Consider the following 22,760-nt stretch of genomic DNA (forward strand, 5'->3'; position numbering starts at 1 on the left):
CTTTGGTACTTATTTCGTATTTTCTTTCAGCACCTTAACGGTGTAACGTCCGTCTGCCTGACGATAGGCGCCGTGGATATCGGTTTCGAAGCCCGGATAGTGGGCGCCGATTTCGCACAGCATTTGCAGGAATTCCAGTACCGGACGGCTTTCCTCGGTGATCATTTCACCAGGCATCACCAGCGGCACTCCCGGAGGGTAAGGAAGGATCATGTTGGCGTTGACGCGTCCAACCATCTCTTCAAGATACACCTCTTCCGTTTCGCCATGCAGCTCTTTCTGGAACGCAGTATACGGCGTCATCACCATTTTCGGCAGCACTTCAAACGCACGGTACATTAAGTCCGGCAGATTATGATGTTCGACCAGTTTATGAATATTCTGCGCCAGTTCCTGGATGCGCATATTTTCATAAAACTCAGGCGCTTCGCGGTACAGTGCCGGCAGAATGTTTTTGACGCGCAGGTTCAGGTCAAAGGCGCGTTTAAATTCAGTGAGCGCGCGCAGCAGGCTCAGAGCTTTGGTTTTGTCGATACCAATGCTGAACAGGAACAGCAGGTTGTATGGACCGGTTTTTTCTACGATGATGCCGCGTTCATCGAGATATTTGGCGACCAGACTTGCCGGAATACCGAACTCATCCATCGTACCGTCTTTCTTCATCCCCGGCGTCAGGATAGTGACTTTGATCGGGTCGAGGTACATGTGTTCGTTATCGATATTTTTGAAGCCATGCCATGCGCTATCTGAACGCAGCGGCCAGCACTCAGCTCCATCGATATGTTCCGGCTGCCATACGTCAAAGAACCAGCCGTCAGATTCGCTTTTCAGGCGTTTAATTTCTTTACGGAATTTAATCGCACGTTCAATAGAGCCGTTAATCAGGCGTTTACCCGCATTACCTTTCATCATCGCCGCTGCGGTTTCAGTAGACGCTACGATACCGTAGTGCGGAGAAGTGGTGGTATGCATCATGTAGGCTTCGTTAAAGGTTTCTTCGTTAATGTCGCCTTTAACATGAATCATGGATGCCTGTGAAAACGCCGCCAGCAGTTTATGCGTGGACTGGGTTTCATAAATGATTTTGCCTTCCACACGGTCGCCGCTCATACCGCATTTACCCTGATAAATAGGGGAGAAATTGGTATAAGGCACCCAGGCGGAGTCAAAATGAATGGACTTCACATCCAGAGTTTTCTTGATGTAGTCAGTGTTATACAACAGACCGTCATAGGTTGAGTTAGTAATAACAGCATGGACCGGCCAGGTTGCGTTAGGCGTCTCTTTTACCCGTTTAGCGATAGTGGCGTGCTGGAACTCGCTTTGCGGAATACCGCCAAGAATACCGTAGGCGTTACGGGTTGGGCGGAAATAAATCGGCGTAATGTCGCTCATCATCATCAGATGGGTCAGCGATTTATGGCAGTTACGGTCAATCAGTACCGTGCTGCCTGCCGGCGCGGAGTACATACCGACGATTTTGTTCGCCGTAGAGGTGCCGTTCGTCACCATGTAGCTACGTTCGGCGTTAAAGACGCGGGCGATATACTCTTCCGCTTCTTTATGCGGGCCGGAGTGGTCCAGCAGCGAACCCAGTTCAGAAACGGAAATCGAAATATCGGATTTCATCGTGTTCGGGCCGAAGAAATCATAAAAGATGCTGCCGACGGGGCTTTTCTGGAAAGCGGTCCCGCCCATGTGGCCAGGCGTACAGAAAGTATATTTCCCTTCGCGCACATATTTGAACAGCGCTTTTGTCAGCGGCGGCAGAATATTGTCGATGTATTCATCGGTATTCTGGCGAATTTTCGCCGCGATATCGGCTGCGGCGCCTAAAGCATATTCAAAGAAGCGAACCTGCATTCTCAGATCGTTGAGGCTGACGTCCAGCGTAGAGTAGCTGTTGGCGAAGGCGTACAGCGGCATATACTCGTTCAGCTTGCTAATCTCTTCGCAAAGCTCAAGGTTATATTTATCCCAGTCGAAAATGACGCCGCAAAGGCGGGAGTTATTTTCAATCAGCTTCAGCAGGTCTTCTCGGTCGTTTGGATAGACGATACGGAAATTTAAACCTTCCAGTGCACGATGCAGTTCACGAATAGGCTCTTCTTTAAAGTAGACGCCCATGTGGTTCATGATAGCAATAACGTTCATAGTCTTGTTCCTGGTAAAGTGGGCCCCTCCCGCTACGCTATAGCAGGTGACGAAAGGGGCTTTGAGAAAAAGGAGTTAGCGGTTAAAGCGCTTCAGCCGTATTGTTGTCGCTGTCGTTGTTCTGGCGCTGGTGCATTTTGCGACCGTAGAACATCAGGATGATCAGACTGACGATAAAGGTGCCGGAGAGTTCGAAGGAGCTGGCGCCCATCAGTGCGATGAAGCAAAATGCGCAGCCCAGTACAGAACAAATCAGGCTTACCGAGTTACGGATGTTGAACCCTTCGAAGCGAATCAGGTCAACACAGGAGTAGAAGTACGGCAGCATGGTAAGCAGTACGGCAATCCCGGTCAGTTCGCCGAACAGGTCGGACGCTTTACCGCCGCTGGAGTTCATGATGGTGATCAGAATCATCAGCGCCGTCATTTTCACCGCAGCCAACAGCAGACCTTTTTTCGGAATACCGTTTTTATCCATTTCACCGTAAATTTTCGGGAAGTTGCCGTCGTTGGCGGCGCGAACCCCAGCCTGGCCGACCAGCATCATCCAGGAGCCCAGAGACGTCAGGCAGGCGAAAGCGGTAAAGGCGGAAACCAGCGGCGCAGCCCAGCCACCCAGAATCGTGGAGGTACTGATAGCGAACGGCGCGCCGGAAGAGGCCATAACGGAAGCTGGGAACATCCCGGCGATAACCTGAGTCGCAGCGATATAGATGATGCCTGCCAGCGCGGTACCCAGCATGGTTGCCAGCGGTACGGTGCGTTTCGGGTTTTTCACCATGCCGGTGCTGACGGCGGCAGACTCAACGCCAACGAACGCCCACAGGCAGAGCAGAATACTTTTAACAATGGCGTGAGAGTCGGTCGTCGTGGACGTGTTCCAGTTCGCGTGATAGGTCGCGATATCGAACCAATGCCAGCCGGCGACTGCGGTCAAGACTACCGGGATCAGCACCAGGAATAGGCCAATCGTTGTCAAGCGGCTGACCCAGGCCCCACCCAGCATATTAATAAAGGTGAACAGCCAGACGATAGCAATACAGGCAATACCTGCCGGTATTGGATTATTTAATGCCGGGAAGAACGTAGAAAGATAAGAAACCGCGGTAATACCGATGGCTAAGTTACCAATCCAGTTTGCGTGATAATAAAGAACGCCGGTCTGGAAACCAAACGCCGGAGATATTTCCCCAGCATAAGCGATAGGGCCACCCTGTTGAGGGTTTTTGGTTGCCAGCCTCGCATAAACATAAGCCAGCGACATTGCCCCAATAATAGAAATTACCCAGCCCCAGATGGCAATGCCACCAATACTGGCAAGGTTGGCGGGTAATAATGCAATCCCGCTCCCCATCATATTACCGGCAACGACGCCAGTACAGGCAAATAGCCCGATCTTTTTGACAGAACTCATGTTCATTTCTCCTGAGCTGTATTTTTAAGAACCGGGCTTATGCTTCATATATGCTGCGTGCCCGTTCAACTGTCGACAAGATTAACGAATGGGTTGAGATAAGTCCTAAAGAAAAAGTGAAATAAACACAAACATGAAAAAACTGATAGATTGATTTTTTTGAATTAACATATAAATATCATGGAAAATATCATGAAAGGATAAACATCGTTTAATTACAAAGAGTTATATTTACATATCTTTGCAATGAATATGTTGCCAAAATTAACATAAGCTATTTTTGGCAACATGTTTTTCACAAAATAAAAGCGAAAAATTTAATATCTTTTCGCTTTTATTTGTCATGGTTCAGCGTTAAATTTAATCTTCTGCCAGAAAACTATTCAGATAAGGGACAATTTTCTGAACGGATGTCTGAAATACGCCGTTCTCGATCCAGTACAGAGTGTTTTCACCTGGACGTAAATTAAAGGCGGTCAGATAGGCATCAGCGGCCAGACGATTCTCACCTTTCATTTCGTAAACTTTCCCCAACAGGACATAGTTAAACCACGACATTTCAAGCTCGATGCTTTTATTGATTTCCTCATACGCTGCATCGATATCACCTTTGCCTAACAGATCGACGGTCTTGATTTTATAATAAACAGACGTTTTCTCAACGCCCGGAATTTGATCTATTTTTTTAAACTCTTCGTTCAGTGCGGCCACTTGTTCTTTATCAAACGGCTGCTGTGATTGCCGTAATACATCTACCAGCACTTTATATTCATAGGCATAGTTGAAATCAGGCGTTTCCTTAATAATGCCATTCAGAATATCGCTGGCTTTACCTAGCGCCTGCGCATCGCCGCTCAGAATAAGCTGGCGCGCCTCATAAAAACGCATCAGTGCGGTATTTTGCGGCGTTCTGAACAGGGCCAGTTGTTCTCGCATACGATTAGGCCAGGGCTGTGTTAAAACGAAAGACAGGCTATTAAACAGATCATCCTGGATGGACAACTGGTTAGTATTGGTGACGAAATAACGCTTATCCAGCATGGTTGAACCATCGGCGTTATCAATGAGCACTACAGACATAAAGCACTGCTGCGCCCGATAGTGGCGCTGATTGACAAACTGAATGGTTAACGTCTTACCGGAGCTGCTTGGCTCATTGACCCGGTAATTGGTTTTATCGTGCACCATAAAAGTCGAGTAGGTGTTCAGCAGGTCGGTGATTAAGCCGCCCAGACCGATGGCGTAGGACTCCTGAGAGACCCAGTTATTACAGGAATTGCCGCCTTCAAAACGAACATCTATATCTCGTGGGTTAAGTAATAACCGCGTTTTTGTTACCGCGGCATTATGATCTACCACCGACATCACGATAAACACCACCAGCGTCGCCAGCGAGAGCAGGAACATCACCCACGTCCAGAAAGCGGCAATACGCGGCTTTTTCGCCTTTTTAGTCGGCGTTTGCAAAGAGGCGGGCGGCACAGGCGTAGCGGCAGTAACCCCCTCCGTCGGTTCTGCATTCGTCGCTGCGATCGGCGGCGGCGGCGACGTTGATGAATTATCGATCTCATCGCTATTTTCTTCGCACCAGATAACCGGCGCCGTCAGCTTATAGCCGCGTTTAGGTACGGTAACGATGTATTCAGCATTGCTGTCTCCGCCATCTCTTAATGATTTGCGTAGTTCAGAAATGCTTTGGGTGACAACATGGTTGGTCACGATGGTGCGCATCCAGACATGATCAATAATGTTATCCCGGCTTAACACTTCATCCGGGTGATGCGCAAAATACATCAGAAGATCGATCAGCCGTGGTTCAAGAGTAATCTGGCGTCCCTGACGACTGATCTGATTAACAGAAGGTGTAACCAGCCACTCTCCAATGCGTACAACAGGTTGCTGCATAAAAAGATGCCCTAACGAGCTAAGTCAAACGTTAATAATAACACGATTTGCACAGACTTTTTTTATTCCCCTTTTTTGTAAAAGAAAGGCATAAAAAGCAGCGCAATAAGCAGGGGAACGGGGAGGAAAACGGGCGTTCGCCTTAACGATAACGCCCGTTTTTTGTCTATGGAAAACCCCCAGCTAGGCTGGGGGTTCCGGAAAGCTTTCAGCTTTAAGCCAGTTATTAAAACCCCTTTTGATTTGTTAAAACATCTTGCGGTCTGGCAACTGCAAAAGTTCAACAAGAAATCAAAAGGGGGTCCCAATGGGGGACGAAAAGAGCTTAGCGCACACCCGATGGAACTGTAAATATCACATAGTTTTCGCGCCCAAATACCGAAGACAAGCGTTCTATGGAGAGAAGCGTAGGGCAGTAGGCAGCATATTAAGAAAATTGTGTGAATGGAAAAACGTACGAATTCTGGAAGCAGAATGTTGTGCAGATCATATTCACATGCTTCTGGAGATCCCGCCGAAGATGAGTGTGTCGAGTTTCATGGGATATCTGAAGGGTAAAAGTAGTCTGATGCTTTACGAGCAGTTTGGGGATCTAAAATTCAAATACAGGAACAGGGAGTTCTGGTGCAGAGGGTACTATGTCGATACGGTGGGTAAGAACACGGCGAAGATACAGGACTACATAAAGCACCAGCTTGAAGAGGATAAAATGGGTGAGCAATTATCGATCCCGTATCCGGGCAGCCCGTTTACGGGCCGTAAGTAACGAAGTTTGATGCAAATGTCAGATCGTATGCGCCTGTTAGGGCGCGGCTGGTAAGAGAGCCTTATAGGCGCATCTGAAAAACCTCCGGCTATGCCGGAGGATATTTATTCAGAGGATTTGTTGCAATTACAGCACTTTATGCGGGCCGAAGCATTCGTAATGAATGTTTTCGTTATTCACGCCAAGTGAAACCAGTTGTTTTGCGGCAAACTGCATAAAGCCTACCGGGCCGCAAAGATAGAACTGCATTGCTGGATCGCTGATCGCGGCTTCCAGTTTGCTTAAATCCATCAGCCCTTCGCTGTCGAAGAGGCGTTGGGCGCGATCGGCCTCAGTCGGCTCGCGGTACCAGGTATGGGCAGTGAAACGCGGCAGTGTACGGCCCAGCTCGCTCACTTCGTCGGCAAACGCATGGACGTCGCCGTTCTCCGCCGCGTGGAACCAGTTCACCTGCGCGGTATGCTGTTCTTTCGCCAGCGTATCGAGCATCGCTAACATCGGCGTCTGGCCGACGCCAGCGGAAATCAGCGAAACGGGGGTATCAGCGGCGACATTCATAAAGAAGTCACCTGCCGGCGCAGCCAGATGCACCACATCGCCTACGCTGGCGTGATGGTGTAACCAGTTTGATACCTGGCCGCCGTCTTCACGCTTCACGGCAATACGGTACCCTTTGCCATCGGGTTTACGGGTCAGTGAATATTGGCGGATCTCCTGATGCGCAAAACCTTCCGGCTTCAGCCAGACGCCCAGATACTGCCCGGGACGGTATTCCGCCACCGTACCGCCGTCGACTGGTTCAAACTCAAAGCTGGTGATCAGTGCGCTACGCGGGGTTTTCGCAACGATGCGGAAGGGGCGCGTGCCTTCCCAGCCGCCGTCTTTGCTGGCGTTCTCGTGATAAATCTCGGCTTCCCGATGAATAAAGACGTTAGCCAGTACGCCATAGGCTTTGCCCCACGCGTCCAGCACTTCCTGGCCCGGGTTGAACATTTCGTCCAGCGTCGCCAGCAGATGTGTCCCGACGATGTTGTACTGCTCCGGCTTAATCTGGAAGCTGGTGTGCTTCTGCGCGATTTTTTCTACCGCCGGCAGCAACGCCGGTAAATTTTCGATATTGCTGGCGTAGGCCGCGATAGCATTAAACAGGGCTTCACGCTGATCGCCGTTACGCTGGTTGCTCATATTGAAGATTTCTTTGAGCTCCGGGTTATGCGTAAACATACGGTCGTAGAAGTGGGCGGTCAGTTTCGGTCCTGTTTCAACCAGCAGGGGAATGGTGGCCTTTACTGTAGCGATGGTTTGTGCGTCAAGCATACGTGCTTCCTTTATGTGAAAATCTAATGATGTATATCAAATGCATCTTATAAAAATACCCTTGCATTGTAAATGGATCTTCTCTGCTTTACGTTATGGAGGTAACAACGTGAAAAATCTGCATCACAAAGCTGAAAAGAAATCCGTTGAAATTCGTCAGACTCTCGTTCAGGAAACCCTTATCTGACGCATAGGTAATCGTTTGCGTAAAAACCTTTGTCAAGACCTGTTATCGAAGAATGATTCGGTTATACTGTTGGCCGAAGTCCCACGGACTGCCTTTTCAGGCACAAATTTTATTGTTAGCTGAGTCAGGAGATGCGGATGTTAAAGCGTGAAATGAACATTGCCGATTATGATGCCGAATTGTGGCAGGCTATGGAGCAGGAAAAAGTACGTCAGGAAGAGCACATCGAACTGATCGCCTCCGAAAACTACACCAGCCCGCGCGTGATGCAGGCGCAGGGGTCTCAGCTGACCAACAAATACGCTGAAGGTTATCCGGGCAAGCGCTACTACGGCGGTTGCGAATACGTTGATGTCGTAGAGCAACTGGCTATCGACCGCGCGAAAGAACTGTTCGGCGCCGACTACGCTAACGTGCAGCCGCACTCCGGTTCTCAGGCTAACTTCGCTGTTTACACCGCGCTGCTGCAGCCGGGCGATACCGTTCTGGGTATGAACCTGGCGCAGGGCGGCCACCTGACTCACGGCTCCCCGGTTAACTTCTCCGGTAAACTGTACAACATCGTACCTTACGGTATCGATGAGTCCGGTAAAATTGACTATGACGAGATGGCGAAGCTGGCCAAAGAGCACAAGCCGAAGATGATTATCGGTGGCTTCTCTGCCTACTCCGGCGTGGTTGACTGGGCAAAAATGCGTGAAATCGCTGACAGCATCGGCGCATACCTGTTTGTCGACATGGCGCACGTGGCGGGCCTGATTGCCGCAGGCGTTTACCCGAACCCGGTTCCGCACGCTCACGTTGTCACCACCACCACCCACAAAACCCTGGCGGGTCCGCGCGGCGGCCTGATCCTGGCGAAGGGCGGCGATGAAGAGCTGTATAAAAAACTGAACTCCGCCGTCTTCCCAAGCGCGCAGGGCGGCCCGCTGATGCACGTGATCGCCGGTAAAGCGGTAGCGCTGAAAGAAGCGATGGAGCCGGAGTTCAAAGTTTACCAGCAGCAGGTGGCGAAAAACGCCAAAGCGATGGTGGAAGTGTTCCTGAACCGCGGCTACAAAGTGGTGTCTGGCGGCACTGAGAACCACCTGTTCCTGCTGGACCTGGTGGATAAAAACCTGACCGGTAAAGAAGCTGACGCCGCGCTGGGCCGTGCTAACATCACCGTGAACAAAAACAGCGTGCCGAACGATCCTAAGAGCCCGTTCGTGACCTCCGGTATCCGTATTGGTTCTCCGGCGGTTACTCGTCGCGGCTTCAAAGAAGCGGAAGTGAAAGAGCTGGCTGGCTGGATGTGTGACGTGCTGGACAACATCAATGATGAAGCCACCATTGAACGCGTGAAAGCGAAAGTGCTGGATATCTGCGCACGCTTCCCGGTTTACGCATAAGCGCTTGTGTTGTGAAAATGGCCCGATGGCGCTGCGTCTGTCGGGCATTACTTATGCGCCATAACGTGACGCCGCCGGAAGTCATTATCCGGCGGCGTTGCCGTTTGAACTTCTCCCTCCGCCTGTTAACCTTATGTTACCCTTGCCAGCGCAACCGTTTACCGCCAGACTATCGCCTCCAAACGGGAGGGAATCATGGTATTGCATTCCACGCGCTGGCTGGCGCTCAGTTATTTCACCTACTTCTTTAGTTACGGTATTTTTCTGCCCTTCTGGAGCGTCTGGCTCAAAGGTCTTGGGCTAACGCCGGAAACCATCGGTCTTCTGCTGGGCGTGGGTCTGGTCGCGCGTTTTCTCGGTAGTCTGCTCATTGCGCCTCGCGTAAGCGATCCTTCGCGGTTGATCTCCGCGCTGCGCGTCCTGGCATTGCTGACGCTGGTATTTGCGCTGGCATTTTGGGCAGGAACGCATGTCGCGTGGCTAATGGTGGTGATGGTTGGGTTTAACCTCTTCTTTTCGCCACTGGTGCCGCTGACCGATGCGCTGGCCAATACCTGGCAAAAGCAAATTACCCTGGACTATGGTCGGGTGCGGCTGTGGGGGTCCATCGCCTTCGTGATAGGGTCGGCGCTGACCGGTAAGCTGGTGAGTTTATACGATTACCAGGCGATTCTGGCGCTACTGACGCTCGGCGTCGCCTCGATGTTGCTGGGTATGTTGTTACGTCCCAGCGTGCCGCCGCAAGGGGAAAGCCGTCAGCAGGAGAGCGCAGGCTGGCCCGCCTGGCGTACGCTGGTGGCACAAAGTTGGCGTTTTCTCGCCTGCGTCTGTTTGCTGCAAGGGGCGCACGCCGCCTACTACGGTTTTAGCGCCATCTACTGGCAGGGGGCTGGCTATTCAGCATCGGCGGTCGGCTATTTATGGTCGTTGGGCGTGGTGGCGGAAGTGATCATTTTCGCCCTGAGTAAAAAGCTATTCCGCCGGTTTAGCGCCCGCGACTTGCTGTTGCTTTCCGCTGTGTGCGGCGTGGTACGCTGGGGACTGATGGGCTGGAGTACGGCGTTGCCGTGGCTGATTGTGATACAAATCCTGCACTGTGGCACGTTTACCGTTTGCCATCTGGCCGCCATGCGCTATATCGCTGCGCGTCAGGGAAGCGAGGTGATTCGTTTGCAGGCCGTCTATTCCGCTGTGGCGATGGGCGGCAGTATCGCGATTATGACGGTATTTGCCGGTTTTCTGTATCAACATCTGGGCGGCGGCGTATTCTGGATTATGGCGCTGGTGGCATTGCCCGCTATCTTCCTTCGGCCCAAAGTGGTTGCCGCGTCATGATTCCAGGATCTTGCGGATCTGCTGCTGTTGGTGCTCTGTGAGGGCGCGATCCGCATGAATTAACGGCGGTGAGAAGAGCGGTAGCGGCGTGGCGTAAGGGGTAACAATCAGCGCTACGCCGCGCGGGCATCCCTCTTTTTGAAACGCCTGGAGCGATATCCGTCTGATATTCAGCGGCAACAGGGTCAGTTCACGCAGTTGCTGCTCAATATGCGTCTCCAGCGCATCATTTTTATCCGCTAACAATACGATCTGTCTCTCATGCAAATCGTTATCCTGCATTAGCCAGGCGCCGAAAATCACTGCCACCAGCCCCGTCTCTTCCTCGGAAAAGTGGATACCATATTCGGCTTCAAATCCGGCGAGCGCCTCACGTGTGGTGCGAACCAGACGCGGATAAAGACGGTTAAACTCTTCCGGAAGCGTATTATCGATGCCAATCGTGAATAAACTTCGGTTCAGCGCCTGGGCGAGATGGACATACAGCTGATCGTTAAGCCCTTGTTCGTCGCTGAAGCGTACGTTCCCTTTTTCTCGAAAGCGCAGCACCAGCCGCGCCACCTCCAGTCGCAGTTGCTGCGCCCGTTGATGCGTGTCGCGAATCGGGTCGGGGAGGCGAATCATTGAAAACAGTAACGCCATAAACAGCGCTTCATTGAGCGGTGCGGCCTGCATCACGTGGCGCTGCCAGTGACGACCAATTTCCTGGGCGAGTGGATATTCCGCGCACGACTGCGCCCAAATCTGCTGCACAGGGTTGAATTCCGGGGTGATGCCGGCATGGTGTTGTAGCAGACAATACTGTAAAAAGAGACGCAGGAACTGCACGTCGCGATGTTCAAATGGTTTTTGCAACCGGCGGGCGCACAGATTGATGAGCGCGTGCAGATTAATATCGTCATACAGCGGACGCGCGATACCGCGCTGCTTTAGCGCGTTTTTTAAGGCCGGGGTAAACTGTTGCGTGACGAAGGTCGGGCATAAACGCAGGCCGCGCCTGAGCCAGTGTAAAAGGCAAAGGCGCTGATCGAGTGCTGTACCTTCGATCCGATAGCAACCGTTCTGGCATGTTGTGATGGCAAGGCGATGATAGCGCTGGATCTCCAGGCTTGTCTCAGTGATATCCTCACGGGCAGTATCATCATCAACGCCATTAAGCGCGCTGAAGATTTCCACCGTGGCAATTGGCTCCGGCTGGAAAAGCGTCAGCAATACCTGACAGCGGCGCTGGGGAGCGGAAAGTACAGATGGTGGGGCAATTGTCGGCATCATCTGTCAGGTCTCCCGTTAGTTTGTCTGGTAAGGATAGCTAAAGTTTGCGTGTGAAAAATGTGATAAGCGTGCTTTTAGGCCAGGAATGCTGAGGAGTGTCACAGAATTTTTATCGCGAGGAACAGATGAAGCCAGTGAAACGCAGCGCCTTAACACTATTTCTTGCCGTTTTATCTTTCGTGGCGGCGGCGCATCCGCACAGCTTCATCCGTCTGCAAACGCAGGTGGTCAGTGAAAATGAGCAATTTGTGGCGTTAAAAATGCGCTGGACAATGGACGCGCTGACGTCCGCAGATCTGCTGTATGACGCCGGAAACGCGGCACCGGGGTCAGAAATATGGAAAAAGTTGGCGGCGGAAGTGATGGCTAACGTACTTGGGCAGCACTACTTTACAGAAGTGTGGCGCAATGGCGCGAAAGTGAAGTTTAAAAACAGGCCGACAGAATACGGTATGACGCGTGACGCGCATCAGGCGGTATTGACCTTTACGCTACCGCTGGCTGAACCGCAGCCGTTAAGCGGACAGACTTATACCTTTTCAACGTTTGATCCCTCTTATTATGTCGATATGCATTATGACCAGGACAGCGATATCACGATGCCGGAACCGCTGCGCGAAAAGTGTCGGATTCAGGTTTATACTCCTGCGCCCGGCGAAGAGACGCTACGTTTCGCCCAGTCGCTGGATAAAGAGGACGCGCCGCCGGAGGATATGGATTTAGGTAAACAGTTTGCCCAAACGGTGACCTTGCAATGTCAGTAATTTTTTCTCAACGCACTCCGGGGCGGCGCTGGCTCTCGCTGTGGCCATTGGCGTTATTCCTGCTGCTGATGCTGGTTGGCGGTCTGTGGATGTGGCAGGCCTGGCCGCAGGTGATGTTGAAAAGCGCTCTTTGGCAGCGGGACGTGAATCAGCAGTTGAGCGCGCTGCTTAACGCGGTGGCGACGCATCCTGAGCGGGCGGGCGGATCGTTGCTTCTGCTGAGTTTTATGTATGGCGTGCTTCATGCGCTGGGGCCGGGACACGGCAAAGTGGTGATCGCGACATGGCTGGCGACGCATCCTTCGAAGTTGAAATCGAGTATCGTGTTAACCCTCGCCGCCGCGTTATTACAGGGGCTCGTGGCTATCGGGTTGGTGGTGGGCGTGCTGACCGTATTGCAACTTCCGGCCAGGCAGCTCCATCTGAGCGGCTTCTGGCTGGAAAAGGGGAGCTATGCGTTAGTTGGCGGGCTGGGCATTTTGCTGTGCTGGCGGGCCATAAAAAGGTTACGCGCGCTGCTACGTAAACCTGTCTTTATCGCTTTTACGCCGCGCCATGTTCACCATGAAAAATGCGGCTGCGGACATCAGCATCTACCGACGCAGGAACAATTGCATAGCGGCGATGACTGGCGCGCGCGATTCATGATCGTACTGTCTATGGGGATGCGGCCCTGTTCCGGCGCGATAATGGTGCTGTTATTCAGTAAAGTGATTGGCGTTTTTAGCTGGGGAATGGCGTCGGTACTGGCGATGGCGGCGGGAACCTCGCTAACGATTACCTCGCTGGCGTTGCTGGTACACACTTTTCGTGCTCTGGCGGTGAAACTCAGTGGAAACAAAGCGCCGGCGTTATGGCGGCAGGTAGGCTGGTCAACGCTGGCGCTGGCTGGAGGGGGCATACTGCTTGTCGCGGCGCTGGTCATGTGGTTTAGCGTGCCGCAGCCTGTGGGCGGGCTGCGGCCATGGCGTGGTTGATTAGTGCCCGGCGGGTTTGAGATGCATCCGCGCGACGGATTCGTCTTCGGCCCAGTAAATGCGTTCGGCGACCATCGCTTCCGGATTGAGCTGAACGCCGCGCAGTACCCGTTCTTTAAAACGCAGGTAGCCGCCTTTGTCGATCAGATGGCCCATATGTAGATAGATCGGTTTTCCGCCGAGCATCTCTTTTTCAAATTCATACAGGTTAACGATCACCTGCTTTATCACATCTTCAGTCACCCAGTTGAGGAAGAGCTTGCCGACGCGCGGCGTCTTTTTACTGGTGCGTCCGCCCAGACGGACTTGCCAGAGCTGATCCGGCTTACGTTGCCAGGCCAGCGTCGGACAGGCCAGCACGCACTCGCCGCAGCCGATACAGGCGGACTCTTCTTTGACCGCTTTGCCGTTCTTCAGCGCCAGGCAGCCTACCGCGTGGTGACTACAGGCCTTCACGCAGGCGCCGCAACCGATACAGCGATCGGCAGTGAAGCGCATTTTCGCCACGCCAATAATCCCCAGATCGGCCATTGACGCCTTCGCGCAATCATTCGGGCAGCCGACGATGACCGTTTTGAGATGATAAGGGCTGGGATAGACCAGTTTTTCAAGACGACGGGACAGACCGGTCGTGTCAGTGTTGGCTTTCTGGCAAATGCGGTTCCCCTGACAGGCGACAATATTTCGCCCGCCAATAGCGAGATAGCCCGCTTTGGTATCCTCAACCTGGACGTCGCACAGTTCTATTTCAATCTCGCGAAGAAACGGCTCCAGCGCAGCGTTCACGTTGTCGATATCTTCGTAACGGATACCCGGCATCGCCAGCTTCTGGCGGGTAGTGAGGTGAATTTGTCCGTTGCCCCAGGTTTCGGCGATGTCACGCGCCACCGTTAGCAAATGCGCGGGCAAAATACCGCCGGGAATGCGGACGCTGATCATGGCTTCGCCGCGCACTTTTGACAGGCGATATTCGTTTTTCGCACGGGCTTTAATGATATCAATATCAATGCTCATGATGTTCTCCTTAATCGGCAAAACGTTGCGCGACGGCGTAGTTAAATATCGGACCGTCGGTGCAGACATACACTTCGCCCATACGGCAGTGGCCGCACTTCCCGACGGAGCAGGCCATCCGGCGTTCGTAGTCCACCCAGATTTGCTCCGGCTTGAGCCCTTTTTGCAGCAGCATTTTTACGGTAAAGGTAATCATTATTGGCGGCCCAACGACGATGGCCTGCATAGTGTCGATATCGCTAAGCGTCATGTCGGCAAGCCGATCGGTCACCCGGCCAATCTGGTAACGGTCATCAGCCTCGCCTTCATCCAGCGTGAGTACCAGATTATGTTTGCCGCGCCACGTCGCCATTTCTTCTTTGTACAGCACGCAATCGCGATTTTTATAGCCGAGAATCATATCCAGTTGACCAATTTCCTGGGGATTCTCAACGAAATAGCGCATTAAGCCTTTCACCGGCGCGACGCCCGTACCGCCTGCGACAACCAGTAAGGGCTTATGGCGCAGCGTATCGACCGGATAGCCATTGCCATAGCAGCCGCGTAGCCACACGTTGTCGCCTTCTTTCAGCGTAAAGAGGGCGCTGGTCACTTTTCCGACATTACGAATCAGCAGATCTATCCAGCCGTCGCCGTAGTCGGAAACGGAGATGGGCGCTTCGCCGACGCGCGGCAGCGACACCTCAACAAATTGCCCCCAGTGCGCGGGAAAATCGACGGCCACGCGGAAATTCCACTCCAGCGGCGTGTGGCGAGTAATACTGAGGATGCGGTACGCCGCAGGCAGCAAACTGTGCTGCGGTTTATCATGACAGGAACAATGTGACATGCGTTATGCCTCCTCTGCCAGCGCCTGCCGAACGGCAGCGGTCATTTTGTTGATAATCAAAGAAAATTTGATGTATTGCGGGCAGCGATCGTCGCAGCGGCCGCAGCCGACGCACATATGTTCAATGCCGTTGCGCGCTTTGTAGTCATTGACCTTATGCAGGGCGCGGTAGCGCAGACGCTCGCCGGGTTTTTCGCGAAAACCATGACCGCCGGCCATGTCGCTAAAGCCCGGCACCATGCAGCTTGCCCACTGGCGACGGCGTTCGCCGCGCTGCGGATTTTCATCATAGGCGACGTCAAAGACGCTATAGCAGGTACAGGTTGGGCACCCGGTAGTGCAGCGGCCACAACTGATGCAGCGGCTGTCGTAGGCGTCCCATAGCGGATGGTGGGTGAGAATGTCGCGAATTTTTTGCGGATCGTGGCAAACGCTGTCCGGCGTGACGACGGTTTCCCGGTTTTCGCTGACGAAAGAGGGGGTATAGTCAGCCTCCTGCCCCAGCCCTTGTATCGCCGCCTCGATAAAGGGATCGCGGATGCTGACAAGCGCGCCCTCATCGCTAAAACGCATGGCGGCGCTATAACAGTCAGTTTTATTGGTACCCATTGAGACGCAGAAACAATTTTCGAAGCTTTCTTCACACTCAATAAGGACGAAACGAATATGCTCCCGTAGCAGTTGATAACTGTAATCGGAATTATTCCCATTTGATAAATACATATAATCCAGCCGCGACATGGCGTTAATGTCGCAGGCGCGGGCAAAGATGATTATCGGGGAAGTGTCTGTCTCGGCAATTTGAATGGTGTCTTTATCGAAATAAAAGAGCGTTTCGGTGATAGGGGCGATAATGGTATTCGGCGACATGTGCGATTTCTCGTGCCAGATGAGATCGCGCCAGCCGCTAATCCGTTGATAAATAATGTTGTCAGTGTCGGAAAAACGTCCGCCGCGAAACTCTGCGGACGGGGCAAACACGCGCCATTTTTTGTTTAATCGCTGGATAAGCAAACTAAACTCGTCAGGCGTAATTTTGATAGCCATCACATACTCCACAGTAATATTCAGGAAAAACAAATGAAAATAAATTGTTATAAAAATCAGTTGAATATTACTGTTACGCTAGCGCTAATCCACCGCCTTCGCTAACGGGAAAAAATGGTTTTTACTATCGGTATAATAAATATATTCTTAATCATAAAATATGCATATATACAGCGTCGCGCTATTTAGCGGATAGCGCGGTCTGAATAAATTTAATCATTGCATCACGGTAAAGGTTTGCATAACGTCCGGAAAAAGCATCAATGTGATCGCCGTCAGGAATGAAGATTTTTTGTTTGGGCTCCCGGGCGAGGGCATACAATTTCTCACTGTCCTGCCAGGGAATAACATGGTCTGCCGTGCCATGAAGAATCAATACCGGAATGGGGCTGACGCTGGCAATATTGCGATCCGCGCTATAGCGGTCATCAAGCAAATAGCCGCTGCCCGGGATCATCTGGTTGGCGATGGAGGAATAGGATAAAAACGTTGAGTCAAGGATAATCGCACGTATGCCCGCCTGGTCGGCGTAGCGCATATTTGCGCAGCCTACGCAGTGGCCTACGGCGGCCAGTACATTATTGCCGCCCAGGCTCTGCCCCAGCAGTACCAGGCGCTCGGGGTTAACGTCGGCGCGATGCCGCACATAATCTATCGCGCTTTTCGTATCGTCCAGTAGCCCCTCTTGTGATGGGGTGCCCTCAGATTCGCCAAAACCACGGTAATCAAACATAAACAGGTTTACGTTGCGTTCTGGCAGCCAACTGACTAACGGCCAGTGCGCCGACATATTTCCGGCGTTGCCATGGACATGAATCACCGTCGCGACGGCGTTTTCCGGCCTGCCGAAAGCAGTGGGAATAAACCAGCCGTGCAGATGCGTGCCATCTTTGGCGGTAAAGGTAATGGATTCAGCTTCGGCAGGGGTTGGCCCATAGACTTTATTGTCCGGGTAATAAAAGGCATTGATCGCTACGCGGGGTAGCAGATAAATACAGACCACAATGATAAACAGAATAAAAAGGGATTTGACGATGCGTCGGGTATGTTGAAGGGTCATGTTCGCTTCCTTGCCGCTTTATGCCAATAGCGGAGCAGGGAGCGATCGTACAAAAACATGCAGGCAAGTAAAGCGATGAGGCTGTGTTTAGGAAAAACGCCTGAAAAGGCACGGCGGATGAGTGGCCCCATCCGCCGAAGAGACTTAGCGCTTCAGCGCATCGCTCAGTTCGTCGCGCATATTCGCCAGCATGGCTTTAACGACGCGCGGATTCCCCGCCACGATATTACCGGTCATCATGTAGTTATGACCGCCGGTGAAATCGCTGACGATACCGCCCGCTTCACGAACCAGCAGTTCGCCCGCGGCGAAATCCCACGGACGAAGGCCAATTTCAAAGAAACCATCGACACGACCTGCAGCCACATAGGCCAGATCCAGCGCGGCGGAACCGGTGCGGCGGAAATCGGCGCATTCGGTGAACAGCTTGCCGATAATATTAATGTAGGTGGTCGCGTATTGTTTGGCTTTGAACGGGAAGCCAGTAGCGAGGATAGTGCCGTCCAGATCGCGAGCGGTACTGCCGCGCAGACGGTAGCCGTTCAGTTGCGCGCCCTGACCGCGGGTGGCGGTGAACAGTTCGTTACGCATCGGATCGTACACGACAGCCACTTCAGTACGGCCTTTAATGCGTACAGCAATGGAAACAGCGAAGTGTGGCAGACGTTTGATGAAGTTGGTGGTGCCATCCAGCGGATCGATAACCCATTGAACATCCTGATCTGTGCCAACGTGCTCACCGCTTTCTTCGGTGATAATAGTGTGTTGCGGGTAAGATTTGCGAATGGTGTCGATAATCACCGCTTCAGCGGCCTTATCTACATTGGTCACAAAATCGTTACTGCCTTTTTGGCTCGCTTCTACAGCGTCCGGAGTTTCATAGTTTTTGGCAATTACATTACCCGCCTTGCGCGCTGCGCGCACGGCGATGGTCAGCATCGGATGCATCGGTCTCTCTCACTGGATGTTAAAGAACGGGAAAACGGCGCAGAGTATAGCAGCGAGATCGGAATCTGTCTTGGTTTTATGGTAAGATGTCAGAATAATCTTTAGCTGAAGAAAGACAATGCTGCAAAACATTCGAATTGTGCTGGTGGAAACCTCCCACACCGGCAATATGGGCTCTGTGGCTCGCGCTATGAAAACCATGGGCTTAACTAACCTGTGGCTGGTAAACCCGTTGGTGAAACCGGACTCCCAGGCCATCGCCCTGGCGGCAGGCGCCAGCGATGTGATCGGTAATGCGCAGATCGTCGATACGCTGGATGAAGCGTTGGCTGGCTGTAGCCTGGTGGTCGGCACCAGCGCCCGTTCCCGCACTTTGCCGTGGCCGATGCTTGATCCGCGCGAGTGCGGCTTAAAAAGCGTGGCGGAAGCGGCAAATACGCCGGTTGCGCTGGTTTTTGGTCGTGAGCGTGTCGGGCTGACTAACGATGAGTTGCAAAAATGCCATTATCACGTCGCTATTGCCGCTAACCCGGAGTACAGCTCGTTGAATCTGGCGATGGCGGTACAGGTCATCGCGTATGAAGTCCGCATGGCCTGGCTGGCGACGCAGGAAAACGGCGACGCGGCAGATCATGAAGAGACGCCGTATCCGCTGGTGGACGATCTTGAACGCTTCTACGGCCATCTGGAGCAAACGTTGCTCTCCACTGGCTTTATTCGCGAAAACCATCCGGGGCAGGTGATGAATAAATTGCGCCGTCTGTTTACCCGCGCCCGCCCGGAAAGCCAGGAGTTGAATATTCTGCGTGGGATTCTGGCGTCTATTGAGCAGCAGAATAAAGGCAAGTAACCGCGTCAATATCGCACGGAACGCTAAATACCTGACTAATTTACTCAAGTAAATAGTTGACCAAATTACTCGGGAATGTCAGACTTGTCCCTGCTATGCAATACCCCCATTTTACAATAAAAAACCCCGGGCAGGGGCGAGTTTGAGGTTAAGTAAGACATGAGACTGACATCTAAAGGGCGTTATGCCGTGACCGCAATGTTAGACGTTGCGCTCAACTCCGAAGCGGGCCCGGTACCGTTGGCTGATATTTCTGAACGTCAGGGGATTTCCCTTTCTTATCTGGAACAGCTATTTTCCCGTTTACGTAAAAACGGTCTGGTTTCCAGCGTACGCGGGCCGGGCGGCGGTTATCTGCTGGGTAAAGATGCTGGCAGTATCGCGGTCGGCGAAGTGATCAGCGCGGTTGATGAATCCGTTGACGCGACCCGTTGCCAGGGCAAAGGCGGCTGCCAGGGCGGCGATAAATGCCTGACCCATGCGCTGTGGCGTGATTTAAGCGATCGCCTGACCGGTTTTCTCAACAATATTACCTTAGGCGAGCTGGTGAATAACCAGGAAGTTCTGGATGTGTCTGGTCGCCAGCACACGCATGACGCGCCGCGCGCCAGCGGTCGTGCGCAGGACGCTATCGACGTTAAATTACGCGCTTAATTAAAATATTACGCCATCTCTTCTGGCGGCCTCATGCGGTGAACGCCGCGGTCGTCTGAAGGATGAAGCGTAAAAAAGAATTCAGAATCAGGCCGGGACGCGGACGTCCCGTCAACACGGTCGTACATCCAGCCGGTTGCCTGATTCCTTGCATTGAGTGATGTACGGAGTTTAAGAGCAATGAAATTACCGATTTATCTCGACTACTCCGCAACCACGCCGGTGGACCCGCGTGTTGCCGAGAAAATGATGCAGTTTCTGACCCTGGACGGAACCTTTGGGAACCCGGCGTCTCGTTCACACCGTTTCGGCTGGCAGGCTGAAGAAGCCGTCGATATCGCCCGCAACCAGATTGCTGAACTGGTCGGCGCCGACCCGCGTGAAATCGTCTTTACCTCAGGGGCGACGGAGTCTGATAACCTGGCGATTAAAGGCGCTGCCAACTTTTATCAGAAAAAAGGCAAGCACATCATCACCAGCAAGACCGAGCACAAAGCGGTGCTGGACACCTGCCGTCAGCTTGAGCGCGAAGGGTTTGAAGTGACCTACCTGGCGCCGCAGCGCAACGGCATCATCGATCTCAACGAGCTCGAAGCAGCGATGCGTGACGACACCATTCTGGTTTCCATCATGCACGTGAACAACGAAATCGGCGTGGTGCAGGATATCGCGACCATCGGCGAAATGTGCCGCGCGCGCGGTATCATCTACCACGTTGATGCCACCCAGAGCGTGGGCAAACTGCCTATCGATCTGAGCCAACTGAAAGTGGATCTGATGTCCTTCTCCGGTCATAAAATTTATGGTCCGAAAGGCATTGGCGCGCTGTATGTGCGTCGTAAGCCGCGTATTCGCATTGAAGCGCAGATGCATGGCGGCGGGCACGAACGCGGTATGCGCTCTGGTACTCTGCCTGTCCACCAGATTGTCGGCATGGGCGAAGCTTACCGTATCGCGAAAGAAGAGATGGAGACCGAAATGGCCCGTCTGCGCGGTCTGCGTAACCGTCTGTGGAACGGCATCAAAGATATTGAAGAAGTTTACCTGAACGGCGACCTTGAGCAGGGCGCGCCAAACATTCTCAACGTGAGCTTTAACTACGTTGAAGGCGAGTCGCTGATCATGGCGCTGAAAGACCTGGCGGTCTCTTCCGGTTCCGCCTGCACCTCCGCCAGTCTGGAACCGTCCTACGTGCTGCGTGCGTTGGGCATGAATGACGAACTGGCGCATAGCTCTATCCGTTTCTCTTTAGGTCGTTTTACCACTGAAGAAGAGATCGACTACACCATTGATCTGGTTCGTAAATCCATTGGCCGTCTGCGTGACCTTTCTCCACTGTGGGAAATGTACAAGCAGGGTGTGGATCTGAACAGCATCGAATGGGCACATCATTAATCGGTATCGGAATCAGGAGAATTTATAATGGCTTACAGCGAAAAAGTAATCGATCACTATGAGAACCCGCGTAACGTAGGGTCGTTTGACAACAACGACGATAACGTGGGAAGCGGCATGGTTGGCGCGCCGGCCTGCGGCGACGTCATGAAGTTGCAGATTAAAGTTAACGATGAAGGTATCATTGAAGACGCGCGCTTCAAGACTTACGGCTGCGGTTCCGCTATCGCCTCCAGTTCTCTGGTAACGGAGTGGGTGAAAGGGAAATCCCTGGACGAAGCGCAGGCGATTAAAAACACCGACATTGCAGACGAACTGGAACTGCCGCCGGTGAAAATTCACTGCTCTATTCTGGCGGAAGACGCGATTAAAGCCGCTATTGCGGATTACAAAAGCAAACGCGAAGCGAAATAAAATAGAACGTTAACATTGAGGTTTTGTTATGTCGATTACACTTAGCGACAGTGCAGCAGCGCGAGTTAATACCTTCCTGGCCAACCGTGGTAAAGGGTTTGGTCTGCGTCTGGGCGTGAGAACCTCCGGCTGCTCAGGTATGGCTTATGTACTGGAATTTGTTGACGAGCCAACGGCGGAAGACACCGTGTTTGAAGACAAAGGCGTTAAGGTAGTGGTTGACGGCAAGAGCCTGCAATTTCTGGACGGTACACAGCTGGACTTCGTAAAAGAAGGTCTGAACGAAGGGTTTAAATTCTCCAACCCGAATGTGAAAGATGAGTGTGGTTGCGGCGAAAGCTTCCACGTGTAACCGTGTTCCGCTGTTATACCGAGCATTCGTGCTGTAGAAAAGCGGCAAGCGAGTGAATCCCCTGGCGCTTACTTGAGTAAATGACTGGGGGAACCCGCGCAGACAACGCATCTGCTGCGCGAAGTAAGAAGGTATAACCCCACCGTGGTCGCCTGCGTGTGGGGTTTGTTCTGACAGGCTATCCCTGAGAATGTTATGGATTACTTCACCCTCTTTGGCTTACCAGCCCGTTATCAGATTGACACCCAGGCGCTGAGCCTTCGTTTTCAGGATCTGCAACGCCAGTATCACCCTGACAAATTTGCCAACGGCACTCAGGCGCAGCAGCTTGCCGCCGTCCAGCAATCCGCCACGATCAACCAGGCCTGGCAAACGCTGCGTCACCCTTTGACGCGCGCGGAGTATCTGCTTTCCTTACACGGGTTCGATCTGGCCAGCGAGCAACATACGGTACGCGACACCGCGTTTCTGATGGAACAACTCACGCTTCGCGAAGAGCTGGACGATATCGAACAATCAAAAGACGACGCGCGGCTGGAAAGCTTCATCAAACGCGTACAAAAGATGTTTGATGCTCGTCTTCAGCAAATGGTGGAACAGTTGGACAACGCCGCGTGGGACGCGGCGGCGGATACGGTGCGCAAACTGCGGTTTCTCGATAAACTGCGAAGCAGCGCAGAACAACTCGAAGAAAAGCTGCTCGATTTTTAACTGG

At 52.6% G+C, this 22,760-nt stretch carries 21 protein-coding genes; 11 read left to right on the plus strand and 10 right to left on the minus strand.

The annotated features are described in order from the left end of the window. Positions 1-9: 9 nt before the first annotated feature. The 3 genes from cadA to cadC all read right to left on the minus strand — a co-directional run bounded on the left by cadA (position 10) and on the right by cadC (position 5,473). Positions 10-2,154: a lysine decarboxylase CadA gene (gene cadA / locus QEN31_RS06230; RefSeq protein WP_001100652.1), complete on the minus strand. Its 2,145-nt coding sequence runs from the start codon at positions 2,152-2,154 to the stop codon at positions 10-12. Positions 2,155-2,236: 82 nt separating this feature from the next. Then, positions 2,237-3,568, minus strand: coding sequence for a cadaverine/lysine antiporter (gene cadB, locus QEN31_RS06235; RefSeq protein ID WP_000100008.1), 1,332 nt, complete (start codon positions 3,566-3,568; stop codon positions 2,237-2,239). A 360-nt stretch (positions 3,569-3,928) separates the two neighbouring features. Continuing rightward, positions 3,929-5,473, minus strand: coding sequence for a lysine decarboxylation/transport transcriptional activator CadC (gene cadC / locus QEN31_RS06240; RefSeq protein WP_001187150.1), 1,545 nt, complete (start codon positions 5,471-5,473; stop codon positions 3,929-3,931). Between the two features lie 307 nt (positions 5,474-5,780). Between cadC and tnpA the strand changes: the two genes are divergently transcribed. Continuing rightward, complete coding sequence (gene tnpA / locus QEN31_RS06245) at positions 5,781-6,239, plus strand: IS200/IS605-like element IS200F family transposase (protein WP_000502119.1); 459 nt, start codon at positions 5,781-5,783, stop codon at positions 6,237-6,239. 126 nt (positions 6,240-6,365) lie between these two features. Here the strand turns inward: tnpA and hmpA are convergent, their stop codons facing one another. Further along, positions 6,366-7,556, minus strand: coding sequence for an NO-inducible flavohemoprotein (gene hmpA / locus QEN31_RS06250; protein WP_000883146.1), 1,191 nt, complete (start codon positions 7,554-7,556; stop codon positions 6,366-6,368). Positions 7,557-7,880: 324 nt separating this feature from the next. Here hmpA and glyA point away from each other — a divergent pair, with 324 nt between their 5' ends. Continuing rightward, positions 7,881-9,134 carry a serine hydroxymethyltransferase gene (gene glyA / locus QEN31_RS06255; protein WP_000919178.1) on the plus strand — a complete coding sequence of 418 codons (1,254 nt, stop codon included), beginning with the start codon at positions 7,881-7,883 and terminating at the stop codon, positions 9,132-9,134. A gap of 195 nt (positions 9,135-9,329) precedes the next feature. Continuing rightward, positions 9,330-10,469 (plus strand): 3-phenylpropionate MFS transporter, encoded by a 1,140-nt coding sequence (locus QEN31_RS06260; protein WP_099949625.1) that lies wholly within the window; start codon positions 9,330-9,332, stop codon positions 10,467-10,469. Here the strand turns inward: QEN31_RS06260 and csiE are convergent. Further along, a complete protein-coding gene (gene csiE / locus QEN31_RS06265) occupies positions 10,464-11,741 on the minus strand; it encodes a stationary phase inducible protein CsiE (RefSeq protein ID WP_000982961.1) in 1,278 nt (425 codons plus the stop codon). The two genes, QEN31_RS06260 and csiE, sit on opposite strands and share 6 nt — an antisense overlap. 125 nt (positions 11,742-11,866) lie before the next feature. Between csiE and QEN31_RS06270 the strand changes: the two genes are divergently transcribed. Further along, on the plus strand, positions 11,867-12,505 hold the full coding sequence (locus QEN31_RS06270; RefSeq protein WP_000805728.1) for a DUF1007 family protein: 639 nt from the start codon (positions 11,867-11,869) through the stop codon (positions 12,503-12,505). Further along, positions 12,496-13,482, plus strand: coding sequence for a nickel/cobalt transporter (locus QEN31_RS06275; protein ID WP_000111027.1), 987 nt, complete (start codon positions 12,496-12,498; stop codon positions 13,480-13,482). Before QEN31_RS06270 ends, QEN31_RS06275 begins: the two co-directional genes overlap by 10 nt. Here QEN31_RS06275 and asrC read toward each other — a convergent pair whose 3' ends face one another. From asrC to suhB, 5 genes are all read right to left on the minus strand, one after another. Next, the gene (gene asrC, locus QEN31_RS06280; protein ID WP_000020685.1) at positions 13,483-14,496 is read right to left on the minus strand and encodes a sulfite reductase subunit C; all 1,014 of its coding nucleotides are present in this window, start codon (positions 14,494-14,496) and stop codon (positions 13,483-13,485) included. It abuts the gene before it with no gap. A 10-nt stretch (positions 14,497-14,506) separates the two neighbouring features. Next, entirely contained in the window at positions 14,507-15,325 is an 819-nt protein-coding gene (asrB, locus tag QEN31_RS06285) for an anaerobic sulfite reductase subunit AsrB (protein ID WP_000017587.1), read from the minus strand. A gap of 3 nt (positions 15,326-15,328) precedes the next feature. Beyond that, complete coding sequence (asrA, locus tag QEN31_RS06290) at positions 15,329-16,372, minus strand: anaerobic sulfite reductase subunit AsrA (protein ID WP_000985204.1); 1,044 nt, start codon at positions 16,370-16,372, stop codon at positions 15,329-15,331. Positions 16,373-16,553: 181 nt separating this feature from the next. Beyond that, positions 16,554-17,432, minus strand: a complete 879-nt coding sequence (locus QEN31_RS06295; RefSeq protein WP_000174944.1) for an alpha/beta hydrolase — start codon at positions 17,430-17,432, stop codon at positions 16,554-16,556. Between the two features lie 144 nt (positions 17,433-17,576). Continuing rightward, complete coding sequence (suhB, locus tag QEN31_RS06300; protein WP_000553467.1) at positions 17,577-18,380, minus strand: inositol-1-monophosphatase; 804 nt, start codon at positions 18,378-18,380, stop codon at positions 17,577-17,579. Positions 18,381-18,498: 118 nt separating this feature from the next. Here suhB and trmJ point away from each other — a divergent pair, with 118 nt between their 5' ends. The 6 genes from trmJ (at position 18,499) to hscB (ending at position 22,756) form a co-directional block, all read left to right on the plus strand. Further along, positions 18,499-19,230: a tRNA (cytosine(32)/uridine(32)-2'-O)-methyltransferase TrmJ gene (trmJ, locus tag QEN31_RS06305; protein WP_000940032.1), complete on the plus strand. Its 732-nt coding sequence runs from the start codon at positions 18,499-18,501 to the stop codon at positions 19,228-19,230. Positions 19,231-19,389: 159 nt separating this feature from the next. Next, the gene (gene iscR / locus QEN31_RS06310; RefSeq protein ID WP_001241346.1) at positions 19,390-19,884 is read left to right on the plus strand and encodes a Fe-S cluster assembly transcriptional regulator IscR; all 495 of its coding nucleotides are present in this window, start codon (positions 19,390-19,392) and stop codon (positions 19,882-19,884) included. A gap of 180 nt (positions 19,885-20,064) precedes the next feature. Further along, complete coding sequence (gene iscS / locus QEN31_RS06315) at positions 20,065-21,279, plus strand: cysteine desulfurase (protein WP_000775263.1); 1,215 nt, start codon at positions 20,065-20,067, stop codon at positions 21,277-21,279. A gap of 27 nt (positions 21,280-21,306) precedes the next feature. Then, positions 21,307-21,693: a Fe-S cluster assembly scaffold IscU gene (gene iscU, locus QEN31_RS06320; protein ID WP_000331704.1), complete on the plus strand. Its 387-nt coding sequence runs from the start codon at positions 21,307-21,309 to the stop codon at positions 21,691-21,693. Positions 21,694-21,721: 28 nt separating this feature from the next. Continuing rightward, a complete protein-coding gene (gene iscA, locus QEN31_RS06325; protein WP_000028952.1) occupies positions 21,722-22,045 on the plus strand; it encodes an iron-sulfur cluster assembly protein IscA in 324 nt (107 codons plus the stop codon). A 195-nt stretch (positions 22,046-22,240) separates the two neighbouring features. Then, positions 22,241-22,756, plus strand: coding sequence for a co-chaperone HscB (gene hscB / locus QEN31_RS06330; RefSeq protein ID WP_000384396.1), 516 nt, complete (start codon positions 22,241-22,243; stop codon positions 22,754-22,756). Positions 22,757-22,760: the final 4 nt, after the last annotated feature.

Source organism: Salmonella sp. SA15303 (assembly GCF_029962125.1).
Lineage (GTDB): Bacteria > Pseudomonadota > Gammaproteobacteria > Enterobacterales > Enterobacteriaceae > Salmonella > Salmonella enterica.

Excerpts from the sequence above, each read along its gene's own strand:
- cadA (WP_001100652.1), bottom strand. The coding sequence starts at position 2,154 with ATGAACGTTATTGCTATCATGAACCACATGGGCGTCTACTTTAAAGAA.
- cadB (WP_000100008.1), bottom strand. The coding sequence starts at position 3,568 with ATGAGTTCTGTCAAAAAGATCGGGCTATTTGCCTGTACTGGCGTCGTT.
- cadC (WP_001187150.1), bottom strand. The coding sequence starts at position 5,473 with ATGCAGCAACCTGTTGTACGCATTGGAGAGTGGCTGGTTACACCTTCT.
- tnpA (WP_000502119.1), top strand. The coding sequence starts at position 5,781 with ATGGGGGACGAAAAGAGCTTAGCGCACACCCGATGGAACTGTAAATAT.
- hmpA (WP_000883146.1), bottom strand. The coding sequence starts at position 7,556 with ATGCTTGACGCACAAACCATCGCTACAGTAAAGGCCACCATTCCCCTG.
- glyA (WP_000919178.1), top strand. The coding sequence starts at position 7,881 with ATGTTAAAGCGTGAAATGAACATTGCCGATTATGATGCCGAATTGTGG.
- QEN31_RS06260 (WP_099949625.1), top strand. The coding sequence starts at position 9,330 with ATGGTATTGCATTCCACGCGCTGGCTGGCGCTCAGTTATTTCACCTAC.
- csiE (WP_000982961.1), bottom strand. The coding sequence starts at position 11,741 with ATGATGCCGACAATTGCCCCACCATCTGTACTTTCCGCTCCCCAGCGC.
- QEN31_RS06270 (WP_000805728.1), top strand. The coding sequence starts at position 11,867 with ATGAAGCCAGTGAAACGCAGCGCCTTAACACTATTTCTTGCCGTTTTA.
- QEN31_RS06275 (WP_000111027.1), top strand. The coding sequence starts at position 12,496 with ATGTCAGTAATTTTTTCTCAACGCACTCCGGGGCGGCGCTGGCTCTCG.
- asrC (WP_000020685.1), bottom strand. The coding sequence starts at position 14,496 with ATGAGCATTGATATTGATATCATTAAAGCCCGTGCGAAAAACGAATAT.
- asrB (WP_000017587.1), bottom strand. The coding sequence starts at position 15,325 with ATGTCACATTGTTCCTGTCATGATAAACCGCAGCACAGTTTGCTGCCT.
- asrA (WP_000985204.1), bottom strand. The coding sequence starts at position 16,372 with ATGGCTATCAAAATTACGCCTGACGAGTTTAGTTTGCTTATCCAGCGA.
- QEN31_RS06295 (WP_000174944.1), bottom strand. The coding sequence starts at position 17,432 with ATGACCCTTCAACATACCCGACGCATCGTCAAATCCCTTTTTATTCTG.
- suhB (WP_000553467.1), bottom strand. The coding sequence starts at position 18,380 with ATGCATCCGATGCTGACCATCGCCGTGCGCGCAGCGCGCAAGGCGGGT.
- trmJ (WP_000940032.1), top strand. The coding sequence starts at position 18,499 with ATGCTGCAAAACATTCGAATTGTGCTGGTGGAAACCTCCCACACCGGC.
- iscR (WP_001241346.1), top strand. The coding sequence starts at position 19,390 with ATGAGACTGACATCTAAAGGGCGTTATGCCGTGACCGCAATGTTAGAC.
- iscS (WP_000775263.1), top strand. The coding sequence starts at position 20,065 with ATGAAATTACCGATTTATCTCGACTACTCCGCAACCACGCCGGTGGAC.
- iscU (WP_000331704.1), top strand. The coding sequence starts at position 21,307 with ATGGCTTACAGCGAAAAAGTAATCGATCACTATGAGAACCCGCGTAAC.
- iscA (WP_000028952.1), top strand. The coding sequence starts at position 21,722 with ATGTCGATTACACTTAGCGACAGTGCAGCAGCGCGAGTTAATACCTTC.
- hscB (WP_000384396.1), top strand. The coding sequence starts at position 22,241 with ATGGATTACTTCACCCTCTTTGGCTTACCAGCCCGTTATCAGATTGAC.